Genomic DNA, 18,149 nt, shown 5'->3' with positions numbered 1-18,149 from the left:
AAGGCTCAGCCAGTCCCTGGAAGCGATTCAAATCACACCTTGATCCCAAGACGCGCAAGGTCCGCCCTGAGCGTCTTTGCATCGGTGAACAGCACCGACTGCCAGCCGGCCGCCTTGGCGCCGTCGACATTTTTCTGGCTGTCGTCGATGAATAGCGTGGCTGACGGTTCGAGGCCGAACGCGGTGACGTGGTGATCATAGATGGCGCGATCCGGCTTGATTAGCCCGATCTCGGCTGACACGGTGATGCCGCGCGGGCGCTCCAGGAACGGAAAGCGGTCGCGCGCTTCGCGGAACGTATCGTCAGCCCAGTTGGTCAGCAGCGTCACGTCATGGCCCGTGTCGATCAGGCGCTCCATGATGGCTACGCTGTCAGTATAGGCATGCGGTGCCATTTCGTGCCAATGGCGGCGGAAATTGCGGATATTCTGTTCGTGATCCGGGTACTGGGCGATCAGGAGCGTCTCTGCCTCTTCCCAGGTCCGGCCGCGATCCTGCTCGATGTTCCAATCATGCGTGCAGACATTGTCGAAGAACCATTTCCGTTGGTCGGGATCGGGGATCAAGCGGCTGAAGGGCAGGTTCGGATCATAGTGGATCAGCACTTTGCCAATGTCGAAAACGATGTGGCGGATTTCGGACATTCTTCTCTCTTTCTTTCAATGCGGACGCTGCTTCTTCGTCGCGCCCGGTATCGCCGCTTCGATTACCTTTTTCATGACGGTCGGCAGCGCCTCCCCGGAAATTTCATGGGCCAGCGACCAAAAATGCCCGGCCGGGGCGACGCTGTCGGTCTCCGCCTTGAACACGTCGAGTTCGAGCGCAAAATGGGTAAAGACATGGCCGATGCGTCCGGCCTGCCGCCAGTCGCCGGGGAACGGGGCTGCCGCTTCCGTTGTGGCGCCGTCGATGCGCGCGGTCCAGCCGGTCGTCGGCACTTCGGTCATGCCGCCCAGCAGGCCTTTTTCGACGCGCTTGCGCAAAAGCACGGCGCCGTCGCCCCTGACGGCGACGAAAGCGGCGCCGCGGCGCAAGGGTTTCTCGGCCTTGGGCAGGCGGACCGGAAAGCGCTCGGGATCGCCCGAGATTGTGGCGCTGCAATCCTGCCTGACGGGGCAAAGCATGCAGCGGGGCCGGCGCGGCGTGCAGATCGTCGCGCCCAGGTCCATCATCGCCTGCGCGAAGTCGCCGGGCCTTGTCCCGGGAACCATGTGCTCGACGTGGCTGCGTATCTCGCCCTTGGCTTCGCCCAGCGGCGTGGCGATCGAAAACAGCCGTGAGACGACCCGTTCGACATTGCCGTCGACGACCGCGGCTGGTCGGTCGAAGGCGATCGCCGCGATCGCCGCTGCCGTATAGGCGCCGATACCGGGCAGTTCCTTCAAGCCGGTCTCACTGTCCGGAAAGCGGCCGCCTAGCCGCGCGACGAGATCGGCGCAAGCCTTGAGGTTGCGGGCGCGAGAATAATAGCCGAGCCCGGCCCAGGCCTTCATGACGTCTTCGATCGGTGCCGCCGCCAGTGCCTCGACAGTTGGCCACTTCTGCACGAACGCCCGGAAATAGGATTTTACCGCCTCGACCGTGGTTTGCTGCAGCATCACCTCGGAAAGCCAGACCAGATAGGGATCGGGCTGCGCGCCGCCTGCCAGCGCGCGCGGCGGAACGCGCCAGGGCAGGTCGCGGTGATGCGCGTCGTACCAGCCAAGCAGCCGGAACGCGATCTCGCCATTGTCTCCGGATACGGCCTTGCGGGTCTGGTCGTGCAGTGCCATTGATCGAGGGTCGGCCCTAATCCACTGGTGCTGAAGCTGGTGACTGGAGAACGCACATGGCAGGGAAAAGGCCCTTCGGCAATCCCGTTCCGGTGAGCGATCTCGCAACCGAGATCCTCGACCCGGTGCTGCGCAAGCGGGCCGGCATGTCGATCGGGCTGGTTCAGTCGTGGGAAGAGATTGCCGGCCCGCGGCTTGCCGGCCGCTCGCGCCCGGAAAAGATCCAGTGGCCACGCCGCATGCACGAGGACGATCCGTTCGAGCCGGCGGTGCTGGTGATTGCCTGCGAGGGTGTGGCGGCACTGCATCTGCAGCACGAGACCGGCGAGATCATCAACCGGGTCAATGCGTTTCTCGGCTTCAATGCGATCGGCCGGATCAGGATCGTGCAGAAACCGGTAATGACTGGCAAGGAAAAGCCGAAACCCAGTTTGCGGCCGCTGACCGTGGCCGAGAAGGCGAAGCTGTCGGGCACTGTCGGTTTGATCGAGGACGACGGGCTGCGCGCCTCGCTGGAGCGGCTTGGCGCCACCATTCTAGGCCAAAGGAAGCCGTAATCTCGCGCTATCGTGATGGCATGCTCGAATTTGCCGATTGGAATAGGGGTGGCAATGCCTTAATTCGCGCCAACTCTCGCTTTTTGTAGCCTTTGCATTGCAAAATCCAACTATTGCCAGGTGATTCGTATGATCCGTTCCTTGTCCCGCAGAAATCTCTTGTCGTCGCTCGCCGCCATACCAGCGGTGGCGCTGCTTGCCGCCTGCAGCGATTCCGGCGAGAAAGCCGAGGCGCAGGATGTGAAGCCTGCGGCTCCGGCGGAACCTGCGAAGCCGGCCGCTCCAGCCGCCGCCAAGGCGCCTGAAGCTCAGGGCACGGTGGATATGGCAGCCTTGTTGAAGCCCGGCGCGCTGCCCGACATGCAGCTCGGCAAGGACGACGCAAAGGTCACCATCGTTGAATATGCATCGATGACCTGCCCGCATTGCGCGCATTTCGCCGAGACCACTTTTCCGGAGCTGAAGACGAAATATATCGACACCGGCAAGGCCCGTTACATCCTGCGCGAATTTCCGTTCGACCCCAGCGCCGAGGCCGGTTTCATGCTGGCGCGCTGCTCCAAGGACAACTATTTCCCGATGGTCGACGTGCTGTTCAGGCAGCAGGCGAACTGGGTTGGTGTGAACAATACCAAGGACGCACTGCTGCAAATCGCCAAGCTTGCCGGTTTTACACAGGAGTCCTTCGAGGCCTGCTTGACGGACCAGAAGCTTCTGGACGATGTGAGATCCGTCCAGAAGCGCGGCGCCGACGAATTCAAGGTCGATTCCACACCGACCTTTTTCATCAACGGAAAGACCTACAAAGGGGCGATGTCGATTGCGGAAATGTCGGCCATCATCGACCCTCTGCTCTGACGTTTCGGCAGCGCCGAAGCGGCTGCGCTTCGGCGTGCGCACTTCTTTGTCTTGCCGCTGGTTCTCCTTGCAAAACCGCGGAACAGTTTTGCGAAACTTGGCTATGGGTCGGCGCGAATGAAGTTCTCGCGCCTTCGCCTCCTCGGCTTCAAATCCTTCGTCGAACCCGGCGAGTTCGTCATCGAACGCGGCCTGACCGGCATCGTCGGGCCGAACGGCTGCGGCAAGTCGAACCTGGTCGAGGCGCTACGCTGGGTTATGGGCGAAAGCTCTTACAAGAACATGCGTGCGTCCGGCATGGACGACGTCATCTTTTCCGGCTCGGGAACGCGTCCGGCCCGCAACACCGCCGAAGTCACGCTGTTCCTCGACAATAGCGACCGGACTGCGCCGTCTGCCTTCAACGACGCCGATGAGTTGCAGGTCTCGCGCCGCATCGAGCGCGAGGCCGGCTCGCTCTACCGCATCAATGGCAAGGAAGCCCGTGCCAAGGATGTCCAGCTGCTGTTCGCCGACCAGTCGACCGGCGCCCGCTCGCCCTCGATGGTTGGCCAGGGCCGCATCGGCGAGCTGATCCAGGCAAAGCCGCAGGCGCGCCGCGCACTGCTGGAAGAGGCGGCCGGCATTTCCGGCCTGCACACACGGCGCCACGAAGCCGAGCTGCGGCTGAAGGCGGCCGAACAGAACCTCGAACGGCTGGACGACGTCGTCGGCGAGCTGGAAAGCCAGATCGAAAGCCTGAAACGCCAGGCCCGCCAGGCCTCGCGCTTCAAGAACCTGTCGGCCGACATCCGCAAGGCCGAAGCGACGCTGCTGCATCTGCGTTGGACGCTGGCCAAGACGCAGGAAGGCGAAGCGCGTTCGGCGCTGGCGATTGCCACCGCGCTGGTCGGCGACCGTGCTGCCGCCCAGATGGCTGCCGCAAGGGAACAAGGTATCAACGCCCACCGGCTGCCGGACCTGCGCGATGCGGAAGCCGCCGCCGCCGCCGCCTTCCAGCGCCTGTCGATCGCCAAGGCACAGATCGAGGAAGAGGCAGGCCGCATCCGCGCCCGCCAGGCTGAGCTCGACCGCCGACTGCAACAGCTCGATGGCGACCTTGCCCGCGAGGAGCGCATGGTCCGCGACAATGCGGATATCCTCGAACGCCTCGCCGCCGAAGAAGCCGCGCTCAATATCGAAAACGCCGGCGCCGCCGAGCGCGAGGCCAGCACCCGCGCGGCTTTCGAGCAGGCGGCATCGACGCTTGCTTCGAGCGAGGCCAAGCTGGCCTCGCTGACCGCCGAACGGGCGGAGGCGGCCGCCTCGCGCAACCAGATTGAACGGACGCTGCGCGATACCGCTGAGCGCCGCGACCGCTTTGCCCGCCAGCTTGCCGATGTCGACCGCGAACTGTCGGAGATCGTCTCCAGGGTCGCCGGCCTGCCCGACCCCGCCGAGAAGCGGCTGCTGGTCGAACAGGCGCAGGCGCTGCTCGAAGGGGCCGAACGAGCCGCGATTGCCACGGAACAGGCGGTCGCCGAGGCACGCGCAAGCGAAAGTGCCGCCCGCCCACCGGTTCAGGACGCAAAGGCCGAACTGGCGCGGATCGAAACCGAGGCCCGCACGCTCGCCAAGATCCTGAACGCCGCGAGCGGCGATTTGTTTCCCTCGGTGCTGGAGCAGATCAGCGTCGAGCGTGGCTACGAGACGGCGCTGGGTGCCGCGCTTGGCGAAGATCTTGACGTGCCGCTTGATCGTAGCGCGCCTGTGCATTGGGGCCAGAGCGAAATCCAGCCCGGCGATGTCGCTTTGCCGGAACGCATAAAGAGCCTCGCTAGCGTGGTGCGCGCGCCGGCGCAACTGGCCCGCCGGCTGGCCCAGATCGGCATTGTCGATGCCGCCGACGGAAGAAAGTTGCAGACGCTGCTTGCTCCCGGTCAACGATTGGTCAGCCGCGAAGGCGCGCTCTGGCGTTGGGATGGCTTCACCGCCAGCGCCGATGCGCCGACCGCCGCCGCGCAGCGGCTGGCGCAGAAAAACCGGCTGGCCGAACTCGATGCCGAAGCGGTTCATGCCACGCGCATCCTGCGCGAAGCCGAACAGGCGCTTGCGACGGCCGAACAGGCGCTTGCCCAGGCGAGCGAGGCCGAACGCAATGCCCGACAGGCCGGGCGCGACGCCCAGCATGGGCTGGATGCTGCCCGCAATACGCTGGCTGAGGCCGAAAAAGCCGGCGGCGAACTGTCGAGCCGGCGTGCAGCACTTGACGAGGCGCGCGCGCGTATCGTCGACAGCCATGAGGAGACGGCGGCAGCATTCGTCGAAGCGGAAATGCTGCTGCAAGACGCTCCCGATCTCGGCGATCTGCAACTGCAGCTCGAGCAGTCGGCGGCCAACGTCGCCCACGACCGCGCCGCCCTTGCCGATGCGCGTGCCGTTCACGAGGGTCTGAGGCGAGAAGCCGAGGCACGTACGCGCCGGCTCGACGCGATCGGCGCGGAACGGCGCAATTGGGTGGAGCGCGCCGAAAACGCCTCGACGCAGATCGCGGCACTCGGCGAACGCAAGGCAGAGGCTGAGGCCGAGCGCGAGCAACTGGCCGACGCACCCGACGAGATCGACGCCAAACGGCGCGCCCTGCTGTCGCAACTCGCCGAGGCCGAAAGCCTGCGAAAAGCTGCAGGTGACCGCTTGCAGGAAGCGGAGAACCGGCAGTCCGAGCTGGACAAGGCTGCGACCGCTGCCATTCAGTCGCTCGCCGAAGCGCGCGAAACGCGTGTTCGCGCCGAAGAGCGGCTGACCGCTGCCGACGAGCGGCGGCTGGAAGTCGAGGCGCGCATCCAGGAAACGCTGAACACGCCGCCGCATCTGGTGATCCGCCACACTGGCCTCGAACCCGACAGCCCGATGCCCGAAATGGCCGAGGTCGAGCGTCAGCTCGACCGGCTGAAGGTCGAGCGCGAACGGTTGGGCGCTGTCAATTTGCGCGCCGAGGAAGAGCAGAAAGAACTATCGGGTCGGCTGGAGACCATCGTCTCCGAGCGCGACGACATCATCGAGGCGATCCGCAAGCTGCGGCAGGCGATCCACAGCCTGAACCGCGAAGGCCGCGAGCGGCTGCTCGCCGCCTTCGAGGTGGTCAACGGCCATTTTCAGCGGCTGTTTTCGCATTTGTTCGGCGGCGGCACCGCCGAGCTGCAACTGATCGAGTCCGACGATCCGCTCGAAGCCGGGCTCGAGATCCTGGCGCGCCCGCCTGGCAAGAAACCGCAGACGATGACGCTGCTGTCCGGCGGTGAGCAGGCATTGACGGCGATGTCGCTGATCTTCGCCGTGTTCCTGACCAACCCGGCGCCGATCTGCGTGCTCGACGAAGTCGACGCCCCGCTCGACGACCACAATGTCGAACGCTTCTGCAATTTGATGGACGAAATGGCCGCAACCACCGAAACGCGCTTCGTCATCATCACACACAACCCGATCACCATGGCGCGCATGGACCGGCTGTTCGGGGTAACCATGGCCGAGCAAGGCGTTAGCCAACTGGTGTCGGTCGACCTGCAGGCTGCCGAAGCCATGCGCGAGGCAAGCTGAAGCATCAGCTTAGTGGTGGTCTCCACCTCGGCTTTCGACTATAGCACGACGAAATGGGCTGGATCTGCCTCTCCAGATACCCGCCCGGCTGTGCGCGTGGAGAAGCTTGTTGCCTATACTTGTCACCGGAGCCGCGGGGTTCATTGGCAGTCATGTTTGCCACCATCTGCTCAACCGGGGAGAAGCGGTCGTCGGCGTCGACAACATGAACGACTATTACGACCTGGCGCTCAAAAAGGGGCGGCTTGCCCGCCTTCTGCCCCGTAAGGATTTTTCGTTCCACCAGATCGATATTGCCGAACAGGGCGCGCTTGCGGCCGCTTTGGCCGGGAAAGGCATCGTCAGGATCGTGCATCTCGCAGCGCAGGCCGGCGTGCGTCACTCACTCGACAATCCACGGCTCTATATCCGTTCCAATGTCATGGGCCACCTCGAAGTGCTCGAATTCTGTCGCGCCGAACCGGCATTCGAGCATCTGGTCTATGCCTCGTCGAGCTCGGTCTATGGCGGCAACCGCAGCGTGCCGTTCAGCGAGGCCGATCAGGTCGACAAGCCCGTCTCGCTTTACGCCGCCACCAAGAAAACCGATGAACTGATGAGCCACACCTACGCCCATCTGTTCGGCATACCGCAGACCGGCCTGCGGTTTTTCACGGTCTATGGTCCCTGGGGCCGCCCCGACATGGCCTATTGGATGTTCAGCAAGGCGATGCTCGAGGGCAATCCGATCCGGGTCTTCAACAATGGCGAAATGTGGCGCGATTTCACCTACATAGACGATGTTGTGAAGGCGGTTGTCGCTGTGCTCGACAAGCCGCCGGCGGCTGACGTTCCGCCGAACAGGCTTTACAATGTCGGCAACAACCGGCCGGTGCGGCTGGGCGACTTCATCGACATTCTGGAAAGATTGCTCGAGGTCAAGGCAATCCGCCACAACGAGCCGATGCAGGCGAGCGACGTCGAGAAGACTTATGCCGACATGACCGCGCTGGAGCGGGATTTCGGCTTCAGGCCTAGCGTTTCGATAGAGGACGGGCTGAAGAAGTTTGTCGATTGGTACCGGCCGTACTCGAAGCAGTAATTTGCACTGCTCGCCGTGACATCGCTATCTCGATGCGAACCGGTATCACTGGCATTCGGCCCAATCCGCAACTGATCCGGCGCGAAGCTTTGAAGAACCTGGCCCATGGTGCTCGTGCGACAGTAGCTCACCGTCAAGCGTGACCTGGAGTGGGTACAAGTCGGACTGCAAAAAGCATCATACTGTCCTAACATCCTGTTAACCACATGCTCGCTGAAAAGTATCCGATTAACCTTTGAGGCGCTTATGAACGCTATGTTCTGTGGCTTGCTGTTCAGTATGAGCTGTGTAGATGTGCGGATTCGGGGGCTATTTCGGTTCAGTCCGGGATGCGGAAGCTTTGCTTGCGCGCATGACGTCTGCGATCGCCCATCGCGGGCCGGATGAACGAGGGAAATTCGTAGCGCCCGAAGCTGGACTTGGGCATGCGCGGCTGTCGGTGATCGGGATTGGTGATGGCCAGCAACCGATGTCCGACGAGACCGGCAATTTGACGATTGCGTTCAACGGCGAGATTTTCAATTACGTGGAATTGCGCGAAGGACTGCTGGCCAAGGGCCGACGCTTCCGCACGTCGAGCGACACAGAAGTTCTCCTGCAGCTGTATGACGAGATGGGCGAAGACTGCCTGTCGCTCCTGAACGGTGATTTCGCCTTCGCGATATGGGATAATCGGCGTCGGCGGATGGTGCTTGCAAGAGACCGCATGGGTGTTCGGCCGCTGTTCTACACCAGCAGGGACGGGGTGCTCTACTTTGCGTCGGAGATAAAAGCCCTGCTGAAGGTGCCCGGCGTCTCGGCCGAAATCGATCCGATCGCACTCGACCAGATCTTTACGCTGTGGGCGCCGATCGCTCCACGCACGGCTTTCCGCAACATCCACGAGCTGGAGCCGGGAAGCGTGATGATCGCGACACAGGGGCAAGTCACGGTCAAACCATATTGGCACCTAGACTACCCGTATCTCGACGCGCCATCAAAAATCAGCAATGAGGACGATGCGGCCGAAGAACTGCAGGCCCTTTTGACCGACGCGGTGAGGCTTCGCATGCGCGCCGACGTTCCGGTCGGTTCTTACCTTTCGGGCGGGCTCGATTCATCCCTCGTTTCGGCAATCGCGGCCGGCATGACTCCTCTTAAGCTGCAGACATTTTCCGTGACGTTCGACAGCGCCGAGCATGACGAAAGCGCCTTCCAGACCGAAATGGCGTTGGCGCTTGGCACCTATCATCGAACCATCGCCTGCCGTGCGGGCGATATCGCCGGTGTGTTTCCCGAAGTCATCCGCTTTGCCGAACGGCCGATCATCCGTACCGCCCCCGCCCCCCTCTATCAACTGTCCGGCCTCGTTCGCCAGGCCGGTTTGAAAGTGGTGCTGACAGGCGAAGGCGCCGACGAGGTCTTTGCCGGCTATGATGTCTTCAAGGAAGCGCGGGTTCGCCGTTTCTGCGGACGACAGCCGGCATCGCGCATCAGGCCACAGCTGTTCCGCAAGCTTTATCCCTATCTGCCGGGGCTGCAACAGCAGTCCGTGGAGTACCTGGCTGCGTTCTTCGGCACCGGCAGCGCTGCCCTGGACGATCCCCTATTCTCGCATCGGCCGCGTTTCAAGACCACATCAGCGGCGAAGATGTTCTTTTCCGGTGACCTGCGCGCGACATTGAAGGGCTATGACGCAGCCGAGGAACTGGCCAGCCGGTTGCCTGAGGCGTTTTCCCGGTGGCATCCGCTACATCAGGGGCAATATCTCGAAACCCGCTTTCTCCTGCCGGGCTACATCCTCTCGAGCCAGGGCGACCGGATGGCCATGGCGCACGGTATTGAAGGGCGTTTCCCCTTCCTCGATCATCGTTTGGTGGAGTTTGCAGCAAGACTTCCGCCGGAAATGAAGCTGAAGGGGCTGGTGGAAAAACACATACTGCGCAAAGTTGCCAAGCACTTGCTCCCGACGGCCATCGGGGAGCGCACCAAACAGCCTTACCGGGCGCCGGAAGCCCGCTCCTTCGTTGGAGCCGGAGAACTGGACTACGTGCGCGACTCGCTCAGCGAGGCGAGCATCGCCGCCGGAGGACTATTCAACGCCAAGGCGGTGGCGAACCTGCACGAGAAATGCCGCTTGCAGCCAGCGTCCGGGTTCCGCGACAATGCTGCCTTCGTCGGCATTTTGTCGACCCAACTGTGGCAGAAGATTTTCACCGGCCAAAAGGTCGGTACAGCACGAGCGGCCTGAGAAATCGAGGGAAGAAAACATCATGGTAACAATCAAGGACAAGGTCAAAACCTTTATCGTCGACAACTTCCTGTTCGGCGACTCGTCCTACGAGCTTGCAGACACGGCATCACTGATCGAGAACGACATCATCGACTCGACGGCCGTGCTGGAACTCGTAGCTTTCATTGAGGATGATTTCGGCATCGCGATGGTCGATACCGACATCGTACCGGCCAATCTGGATTCGATTGACCGTATCTCCGCCTTCATCAAGGCGAAAGCAGAAGCGCTGGCAGCGTAGGCGCAATTGGCGAGGAGCGTCCGTGCGGATCGAACATTTTCTGGCTGCCAAGGCCGCTGCCCATCCAGCCAAAACGGCATTGATCACCGAGCACAAAAGGCTGTGTTACGAAGAGCTGGACGATCTCTCAAGCCGCCTGGCCGCCGCCCTTTTCACGAATGGCGTCAGGCGCGACGACCGCGTCCTGATCTTCATGGACAATTGCTGGGAGGCTGCGGTTTCGATTTTCGCAGTTCTTAAGGCAGGCGCGACTTTCAGTCCGATCAACGCATCTACCAAGGCCGAAAAGCTTGCCTACATCATCGCCGATTGCGACGCAGCTGCGATCCTTACGCAAGCAAAACTGATGCCCTTGGTCGCCGAGGCGTCCGGATCCTCCGGCAAGACCGGCATCTTCGTGGCTTCCACCCTTGGTGCGGATAACCAATGCCCGGCAGGCGCCACATCCCTGGCGGATTGCTTGACGTTCCAAGCCAGGGAGATTGACCACCGCGGCATTGACGTCGATCTTGCGATGTTGATCTACACCTCGGGCTCGACCGGCCGGCCCAAGGGCGTGATGATGACGCACCGCAATTGCGACGCGGCGGCCGACTCAATCACCACCTATCTGCGCAATTCGCCGGACGACATCATCTTGAATGTTCTGCCCCTGGCTTTCGACTACGGGCTCTATCAGTTGCTGATGGCTGTCAGGCTCGGCGCCACGCTCGTGCTCGAGAAGTCCTTCGCTTTTCCCCAGGCGGTCTTTGAACGTATCCGCCAGGAAGGCGTCACCGGTCTTCCGCTCGTGCCCACGATGGCAGCGATGATCCTGCAGATGCGTGACCTGGCGCCGGGCTTCCTGCCCAGCCTTCGCTATATTTCCAACACGGCGGCTGCCTTGCCGCCGGCTCACATAGAACGCCTGCGGTTTCTTTTCCCCGATGTCAGGCTCTATTCGATGTATGGCCTGACGGAATGCAAGCGCTGCACCTATCTGCCACCCGAGGAACTCGACCACCGGCCGGGGTCGGTCGGGATAGCCATTCCGAACACCGAGGCCTTTGTCGTCGACGACTACGGGCAACGAGTGCCGCCGGGCGTAGCAGGTGAGTTGGTCATTCGCGGGCCGCACGTCATGCAGGGTTATTGGCGAAACGAAGCTGCGACGGCACAAGCCCTTCGCCCAGGTCCGAATCCTTGGGAGATGGTTCTCTACACCGGCGATCTGTTCCGGGCCGATGAGGAAGGCTTTCTTTATTTCGTCGGCCGCAAGGACGACATCATAAAGTCGCGGGGGGAGAAAGTCGCGCCCAAGGAAGTGGAAGCCGTGCTTCACGCGCATCCGGGCATCGCGGAAGCAGTGGTTGTCGGTGTGCCGGATCCCGTGCTCGGGCATGCGATCGGTGCACTCATCGTACGGTCCGACCCGGCGCTTAGCGAAAAGGATATCATTCGTCATTGTGCACGCCACCTTGAGGACTTTATGGTCCCCAGGGTCATCGAGTTCCGCCGGGAACTGCCGAAGACCGATACCGGCAAGGTCAGTCGTCGGCTTGCGGCAGAAACCATGGAGGCCGCTCAATGAATGTTCGCCCCGCCAAGGACGCGCGGACCTTTCTGGCGCAGGCTCTGGCGATCGACCTGGCCGCCGAAACGGACCGTGTCGTAACGGCTTTGCGCCAGCAGTTGCGCGGGTTTCGCAAGCGGGGCCTTGTGCTCGGTCTTTCGGGCGGGATCGATTCGAGCGTGTCGGTCGCGTTGGCCGCGCGAGCCGTCGGACCGCGGAATGTGCTTTGCCTGTTCATGCCGGAAAGCGATTCCGATCCCGAAAGTCTGCGGCTCGGCCGCCTCGTCGCCGAAACTTTTGGCGTCGAGGCTATCGTAGAGGATATCGGGCCGACCCTGAGCGCGATGGGCTGCTACCAGCGTCGCGACGCCTTTATCCGCGAATTGGTCCCGGAATACGCCGAAGGCTGGGCCTCGAAGATCGTGATCGCGAACGCCCTCGAGGGCAAGGGCTACAATATCTCATCCCTGGTGGTGCAGGATCCGGAAGGCAAGCAGACGAAACTGAGAATGCCGTTGCCTGTCTATCTTGGTATCGTCGCCGCCACCAACATGAAACAGCGCACCCGCAAGCAGATCGAATACTATCACGCCGACCGCTTGAACTTCGCCGTCCTTGGAACGCCGAACCGGCTGGAATACGATCAGGGTTTCTTCGTGAAGAACGGTGACGGCGCAGCGGACGTCAAGCCGATCGCGCACCTCTATAAAACGCAGGTCTATGCGCTGGCGGCCCATCTCGGTGTTCCGGAGGAAATCCGGAACCGGCCGCCGACCACCGATACCTACTCGCTGGCGCAGACCCAGGAGGAGTTCTACTTCTCGCTTCCTTATGACCGTATGGATATTTGCCTTTACGGCCTCAACAACGGCGTGGCGGCTGAGCTGGTGGGGCAGGCGGCGGGGTTGGCCGCCTCACAAGTGGAACGCGTCTGGGCCGATATCATCGCCAAACGCAAGGCGACGCGTTATCTGCACCAGCGTCCGCAACTCGTTGATGAAGTCGAGGAAATCGGCACCTGAACCGCCTCGAAACCGGGCCACGGATGGACGGTTCGATTTGAACGTGTCCCGACTCTAGCTGAAACGGCTCCCGATCAGCCGGCTCCACTGCTCGCCCGCAAGACCGTTCAGGAAGACTTGCGAGTTCTTCATGGCGTCCAACAGCTCTGGATCACGTGAATGCACCACCGTTGAGGCAACGGTCAGGAAAGCGATGCGTCGTCCAAGCATCGCCTCCAGAAGTGCAGGTTGAACACGTCCGCGCAGGCCGCTGACGCCGCGCGCGGCGGCATGATCGATAAGGCAGTCTATCACCGAGCCCGCCTGGCCGGGGAGGGCGAGGATCTGCAGCACGCGACCAATTTGATACTTCCGTGCGTAATAGGCGAAAGCGCCGACATTGTTGCCGACTGGCGATGTCACGCAACCGAAGACAAGCTCGCCTAAATCCGGCTTCTGTGCCGCATCGGTCAGGATGTGGTCGAGTTGGCCTTCCGTCCAATCCGGGCGCAGGGCGAATTGAGCGGTAAACGGCTCGATGAGCTTGGCAAATGTGTGGCTGTCGATTTCGGATATCCGAAATGCTCCGTGGCCTGCCCCTTCCACCGCCACACCTGACCAGCGTCGTTCGCTGGGCGTCATCCTCCTGCAATAAAATCGGTCGACGGCACGCGCCAACGGATTGAGCATTCGGGCAAGCGTCAGGCGATTGGCGGAAAGGCTGAGCATGAAGGCCGCGGGGCGCATCACGCGGACCCAGTCAAGGCTGTATTGCGGCAGGACCGCGCCGCGCAGCCGGGTCCACAATTTCACGGAGATATCGTTGGCCGTCTCGCTGAAGGAGATGTCCTGCGGACCATCAAGGTATGCTTTCAGCAAGCGGGCGCCGGCCAGCGGATCGTGCTCATGGTCCTCGACCATGAGCGAGCTACAGATGGCGGCGCGTAGTTGTCGGCCGTTGAACGTCATCGGCAGCACGTGGACACCGACAAATCCGGAGACGCGACCGGCGTCGTTGACATGGACAAGCGACCGGAGGTCGCCGCCGCAACCGGGCGCATCCAGATAAAACCGTCTCATGTATTCGACGAGAGAGGCCGGCGCTTTCGTCCCTTCCTTCAGCAGCACGCGCTGAAACATGTCCGCGACTGCCGGGAGGTCGGCGCCTTGCAAGGCGCGAATGATGCTCAAGCCCGGCTCCCGGCACCGAAGTCCCGTCCGCCGAGCTTCCGGGCCAAGGCGACACGAGGCACGAGAACATCGGACGCGAGTTCCAACTCGACGCCCATGAAGCCGTGCAACCTCGACCAGTTGCGGTCGCCCCGGTGACTGAACGGAGTGCTGAATTGCTGCGGCAAGGTGGACCCTTTGCTTGACCGACGAAAACCGGCGTCATTGCTGCTAGCAGATTCAGGTAAACCGATATTAAAGTCGTTGCTTTGAATGGTAGCGAACCAGGTTGTCCGGCCTCATACCTGGACATCAGTAATTTTGGTTCCCGGCGGACTCTACACGACCAGCGGCATGAGTTGCGTGCTCCGCGTCGAACCGTTTCGGCTGGCCAAAGTTTCGTGTGGCGGCTCTTGACTGGGGGCGCGGGCGTAATACGGTGAGACAAATACCGGCTCTGGCCGCCGGGCGGCAAGAATGCCTCGTATGCCTCGCCTTGCGGCGGTGGCTGCGGGGCATTGTCATTTTGAGGCTTTGCTTGAAACGGCATATCGAGATCGGCATTCTCTATTCGCGGTCCGGCAACTACCGGCTGGTGTCCGAATCCTGCCGTGCGGGCGCGATGAACGCCATCGCCGACGTCAACGCCGATCCCGTTGTCCCCTTCGAATTCATCCCGGTCGAGCGCGACCCGCAGGGCAACATCGATCGGTATGCAAGCGGCTGCGCGGACATTCTCGCCAACAGCGGCGCGCGTCACATCATTGGCTGCGTCACCTCGTGGAGCCGCAAGGAGGTCATTCCAATCCTGGAAAGGGCAGGCGGCACGCTGTGGTATGCCTGCCCGTACGAGGGCTTCGAAGCCAATGAGCATGTCGTCTACACCCACGCCTGCCCCAATCAGCATCTCGTACCGCTACTTGCCTATGTCGTGCCTCGTTTCGGCGCCGACGGCTTCCTGCTCGGTTCCAACTACATCTGGGGTTGGGAGACCAACCGTGTGGCGCGCGACCTGATTGCGGACGCCGGCGGCAAGGTGCTGGGCGAACGCTATCTGCCGCTTGGCGAGGTCGATGTTGCGAGGCTGATCGCGGAGGTACAGGCGACGAGACCTGATTTCATTCTGAACAATCTCATCGGCCCTTCTTCCTATGCGTTTATCGCCGCCTATGCCGAGCTTGGCCGGCGCGACCCGCATTTCAGGCCGGAGCGTTGCCCGATCCTGTCCTGCAATCTCACGGAATGCGAATTGCCGGCGCTCAACGGGGCAGGGGATGGTCATCTTTCCGTTGGGCCCTATTTTCACGACACCTCGGGGGCGGATCGCGGAGCGGCTTCAGTGTCTTCCGTCATGCCTGCCTCATCCTTCGAGGCGGCGGCTTATGCCTCGGTGCGCACGCTCGCCGAGATCCTCACCCGCAACCCCGGTGCACAATGGACGGACCTGCCCAAGGTCTTTGCCGGAACATCATTTCGAACACCGCTGGGCGACATCGCCATCGATCCGCAAACCCAGCACGCTACCTTGCCGGTGCAGATCGGACGTATCGATGGGACATCGTTCAAAACGGTCACGCTGACGAAGGGCGTGGCACCCGATCCCTACCTTTCCCGCTATGACCGGACGGAGACGTTCGGGCGGCCACGCCTGCGGGTGGTGTCGTGAGCAAGATGGCGCGTATCCCGAACCTTGGAGGCGCCAGGGCTTTTGTCCTGCATCGTCCACATCCGACCGTGCAGGCGATCACAAGGCAATTGTCGGCCATCGGCCTTGAGGCGATTGGCTTCTGGCCGGAACTGCCGGCCGAAGCCTTGGCGGCGGACTTCGTTTTCTTCGACGTAGACCTCGGCTTTGACGAGCAATTTCCGTGGAAGCCGGGCGAGGCACCGATGCCGCTGATAGCGCTGATCGGCTCCGAGGCGCCGGGGCGTGTCGAATGGGCACTGTCGCACAAGGCCGATGCCCAATTGCTGAAACCGGTCGGCAACGCCGGCGTCTATAGCGCGCTTTTGATCGCAAGGCAGAGTTTCGAGGCGCGCAAGCTTCTGGCCAGCGAGATCGCCTCGCTTCGTCAGCGGGTCGCGGAGCGCCAGACCATCGTACGCGCGGTGGAGGTCTTGTCGAAGGGCGCCGAGGACGGCCGTGCCTATGCGCAGCTCCGCTCGCTGGCGATGAGCTGGCAAATCAGCGTCGAGGACGCCGCGCGCAGGATCGTGGCGATGACACAAGAAGAAGGCGACGATGACCAATCCGATCGCGCCTGAGCTTTCAGCCGCCGGGCGTATGCCAGCCAAGCCTCGCGCCGGCGTCTGGCGACGTCTGCTAAAACGGCCTCTCGCATTGCTCGGCCTCTGGATTATTGCCCTTGTCTTGGCCGGCGCCATTCTTGCACCGTGGCTGACAGGCTACGATCCGAACGAGCAGATGTTTGACGGGCTCACGCTTGAAGGCGCGCCACTGCCGCCGGGAGCCCAATTCTGGCTAGGCACCGACCTGCTTGGCCGCGACCTGCTGACCCGTCTTCTCTTCGGCGCGCGCACGTCGCTGATCATCGGCATCGTCGCCAATGGCGTGGCGCTTCTGATCGGCACGCTGGTCGGCATCACGGCCGGCTATTTCCGCGGCTGGATCGGCAGCGCGCTTATGCGCTTCACCGATTTGATGATGGCTTTCCCGGCGCTGCTGCTCGCCATCTGCCTGGCGGCGGTGCTCCAGCCGAGCCTGTGGATCGTCGCTATGGTGATCGCATTGGTGAACTGGGTGCAGACCGCCCGCGTCATCTACACCGAGACAAGTTCGCTCGCCGAGCGCGAGTTCATCGATGCCGAGCGCACCATCGGCGCAAGCGCCCCACGCATCCTGTTTCGTCATATCCTGCCGCACCTTTTGCCGACGATCATCGTCTGGGGCACGCTCGGCATCTCGACCACTGTGCTTCTGGAAGCGACGCTCAGCTATCTCGGTATCGGCGTGCAACCGCCGACTGCTTCCTGGGGCAACATCATCTTCGAAAACCAGACCTATTTCCAGGCAGCGCCCTGGCTGGTTTTCTTTCCGGGTGCGGCGATCCTGGCGCTGGCGTTGGCCTTTAACCTGGTCGGCGATGCGCTGCGCGACATCCTCGATCCGACGCAAAGGGGGCGGGCATGATCGCCTATCTCGGCCGCCGCGTTGTCCAGGCCGTGCTCATCTTGCTCGGCGTCTCTCTGATCACCTTTGCGCTGCTCTATCTGCTGCCCGCCGATCCCGTCCGCCAGATCGCCGGCCGCAGCGCCACGCCCGAGACGGTCGAGAACATCCGCCGGCAGCTCGGCCTCGACCAGCCCTTTGTCGTCCAGTATTGGCACTATCTGATCAGCCTGCTCAGCGGCGATCTGGGGCGCTCCTACATTCAGCGCTCGGAGGTCACGGAGCTTATCGTCTCGCGTCTGCCGGCAAGCCTGCTGCTGATGGTCGGCGCCATTGCTTGCGAAGTCGTGATCGGGCTGACGATGGGCCTCATCGCCGCCGTCAAGCGTGGCACCGCCACCGACCAGTCGCTGATGGTCGCCTCCTTCGTCGGCGTTTCGGCGCCGCAATTCGTTGTCGGCCTGCTGCTGCTTTATGTATTCGCGGTGCGGCTCGGCTGGTTCCCGATCGGCGGTTACGGCACCTGGCGCCATCTGGTGCTGCCATCGCTGACCATGGGAATTCTCGGCGCAGGCTGGTACGCCCGCATGATGCGCTCGTCGATGATCGACGTGCTGCGCCAGGATTACGTGCGTACCGCGCGTGCCAAGGGTCTTGCACGCAGCGCCATTATCTTCCGGCACGCGCTGCCCAACGCCATCCTGCCGGTCATTGCCATGATCGGCATCGACATCGGCATCTTCATGGGCGGCATCGTGGTTGTCGAAAGCGTGTTCGGCTGGCCAGGCATCGGCCAGCTAGCCTGGCAGGCCATTCAGCGCATCGACATTCCGATCATCATGGGGGTCACCCTGGTTTCGGCCTTTGCCATCGTGCTCGGCAATCTCCTGGCCGACACTGTCGCACCGTTCATCGATCCACGCATCAAGCTCAGATGAA

At 62.4% G+C, this 18,149-nt stretch carries 15 protein-coding genes; 12 read left to right on the top strand and 3 right to left on the bottom strand.

Annotated elements, in window-relative coordinates; translation table 11 throughout:
* Positions 1–32: 32 nt before the first annotated feature.
* Both NKH63_RS21115 and mutY read right to left on the bottom strand, forming a co-directional pair.
* Positions 33–644 (bottom strand): HAD family hydrolase, encoded by a 612-nt coding sequence (locus NKH63_RS21115; RefSeq protein ID WP_352918641.1) that lies wholly within the window; start codon positions 642–644, stop codon positions 33–35.
* Between the two features lie 15 nt (positions 645–659).
* Positions 660–1,772, bottom strand: coding sequence for an A/G-specific adenine glycosylase (gene mutY / locus NKH63_RS21110; protein WP_352918639.1), 1,113 nt, complete (start codon positions 1,770–1,772; stop codon positions 660–662).
* Positions 1,773–1,828: 56 nt separating this feature from the next.
* Between mutY and NKH63_RS21105 the strand changes: the two genes are divergently transcribed.
* The 8 genes from NKH63_RS21105 to nadE all read left to right on the top strand — a co-directional run bounded on the left by NKH63_RS21105 (position 1,829) and on the right by nadE (position 12,931).
* Complete coding sequence (locus NKH63_RS21105) at positions 1,829–2,329, top strand: DUF721 domain-containing protein (RefSeq protein WP_352918637.1); 501 nt, start codon at positions 1,829–1,831, stop codon at positions 2,327–2,329.
* A 129-nt stretch (positions 2,330–2,458) separates the two neighbouring features.
* On the top strand, positions 2,459–3,187 hold the full coding sequence (locus tag NKH63_RS21100) for a DsbA family protein (RefSeq protein WP_023716945.1): 729 nt from the start codon (positions 2,459–2,461) through the stop codon (positions 3,185–3,187).
* A 117-nt stretch (positions 3,188–3,304) separates the two neighbouring features.
* Positions 3,305–6,763, top strand: coding sequence for a chromosome segregation protein SMC (gene smc, locus NKH63_RS21095; protein WP_352918635.1), 3,459 nt, complete (start codon positions 3,305–3,307; stop codon positions 6,761–6,763).
* A 109-nt stretch (positions 6,764–6,872) separates the two neighbouring features.
* A complete protein-coding gene (locus NKH63_RS21090; protein WP_352814242.1) occupies positions 6,873–7,844 on the top strand; it encodes an NAD-dependent epimerase/dehydratase family protein in 972 nt (323 codons plus the stop codon).
* Positions 7,845–8,136: 292 nt separating this feature from the next.
* A complete protein-coding gene (asnB, locus tag NKH63_RS21085) occupies positions 8,137–10,074 on the top strand; it encodes an asparagine synthase (glutamine-hydrolyzing) (protein WP_352589032.1) in 1,938 nt (645 codons plus the stop codon).
* A 19-nt stretch (positions 10,075–10,093) separates the two neighbouring features.
* Positions 10,094–10,357: an acyl carrier protein gene (locus NKH63_RS21080; RefSeq protein ID WP_156948004.1), complete on the top strand. Its 264-nt coding sequence runs from the start codon at positions 10,094–10,096 to the stop codon at positions 10,355–10,357.
* Between the two features lie 22 nt (positions 10,358–10,379).
* Complete coding sequence (locus NKH63_RS21075) at positions 10,380–11,927, top strand: class I adenylate-forming enzyme family protein (RefSeq protein WP_352483697.1); 1,548 nt, start codon at positions 10,380–10,382, stop codon at positions 11,925–11,927.
* The gene (nadE, locus tag NKH63_RS21070; RefSeq protein WP_352483696.1) at positions 11,924–12,931 is read left to right on the top strand and encodes an NAD(+) synthase; all 1,008 of its coding nucleotides are present in this window, start codon (positions 11,924–11,926) and stop codon (positions 12,929–12,931) included. The genes NKH63_RS21075 and nadE overlap by 4 nt, the downstream gene beginning before the upstream one ends.
* A 54-nt stretch (positions 12,932–12,985) precedes the next feature.
* Here the strand turns inward: nadE and NKH63_RS21065 are convergent, their stop codons facing one another.
* Entirely contained in the window at positions 12,986–14,101 is a 1,116-nt protein-coding gene (locus NKH63_RS21065; protein WP_352483695.1) for a hypothetical protein, read from the bottom strand.
* A gap of 517 nt (positions 14,102–14,618) precedes the next feature.
* On the opposite strand from NKH63_RS21065, the gene NKH63_RS21060 reads away from it, so the two are divergent.
* Genes NKH63_RS21060 through NKH63_RS21045 form a run of 4 tightly spaced genes read left to right on the top strand, consistent with a single transcriptional unit; the run spans position 14,619 to position 18,148 of the window.
* Positions 14,619–15,746 (top strand): transporter substrate-binding protein, encoded by a 1,128-nt coding sequence (locus NKH63_RS21060; RefSeq protein WP_023716954.1) that lies wholly within the window; start codon positions 14,619–14,621, stop codon positions 15,744–15,746.
* Positions 15,743–16,345, top strand: a complete 603-nt coding sequence (locus tag NKH63_RS21055) for an ANTAR domain-containing response regulator (protein ID WP_023716955.1) — start codon at positions 15,743–15,745, stop codon at positions 16,343–16,345. The genes NKH63_RS21060 and NKH63_RS21055 overlap by 4 nt, the downstream gene beginning before the upstream one ends.
* 19 nt (positions 16,346–16,364) lie before the next feature.
* Positions 16,365–17,231, top strand: coding sequence for an ABC transporter permease (locus NKH63_RS21050; RefSeq protein WP_198030455.1), 867 nt, complete (start codon positions 16,365–16,367; stop codon positions 17,229–17,231).
* Positions 17,228–18,148, top strand: a complete 921-nt coding sequence (locus NKH63_RS21045; RefSeq protein WP_352483693.1) for an ABC transporter permease — start codon at positions 17,228–17,230, stop codon at positions 18,146–18,148. Before NKH63_RS21050 ends, NKH63_RS21045 begins: the two co-directional genes overlap by 4 nt.
* The last annotated feature ends 1 nt before the right edge of the window (position 18,149 follow it).

Origin of the sequence: Mesorhizobium sp. M0960 (assembly GCF_040319055.1) — a bacterium.
Taxonomy (GTDB): Bacteria; Pseudomonadota; Alphaproteobacteria; order Rhizobiales; family Rhizobiaceae; genus Mesorhizobium.
The sequence above is the reverse complement of the archived record's forward strand: the minus strand, read 5'-3'. Positions and strand labels throughout refer to the sequence as shown.

Coding starts and splice junctions, on each gene's coding strand:
- NKH63_RS21115 (WP_352918641.1), bottom strand. CDS start 644: ATGTCCGAAATCCGCCACATCGTTTTCGACATTGGCAAAGTGCTGATC.
- mutY (WP_352918639.1), bottom strand. CDS start 1,772: ATGGCACTGCACGACCAGACCCGCAAGGCCGTATCCGGAGACAATGGC.
- NKH63_RS21105 (WP_352918637.1), top strand. CDS start 1,829: ATGGCAGGGAAAAGGCCCTTCGGCAATCCCGTTCCGGTGAGCGATCTC.
- NKH63_RS21100 (WP_023716945.1), top strand. CDS start 2,459: ATGATCCGTTCCTTGTCCCGCAGAAATCTCTTGTCGTCGCTCGCCGCC.
- smc (WP_352918635.1), top strand. CDS start 3,305: ATGAAGTTCTCGCGCCTTCGCCTCCTCGGCTTCAAATCCTTCGTCGAA.
- asnB (WP_352589032.1), top strand. CDS start 8,137: ATGTGCGGATTCGGGGGCTATTTCGGTTCAGTCCGGGATGCGGAAGCT.
- nadE (WP_352483696.1), top strand. CDS start 11,924: ATGAATGTTCGCCCCGCCAAGGACGCGCGGACCTTTCTGGCGCAGGCT.
- NKH63_RS21050 (WP_198030455.1), top strand. CDS start 16,365: ATGCCAGCCAAGCCTCGCGCCGGCGTCTGGCGACGTCTGCTAAAACGG.
- NKH63_RS21045 (WP_352483693.1), top strand. CDS start 17,228: ATGATCGCCTATCTCGGCCGCCGCGTTGTCCAGGCCGTGCTCATCTTG.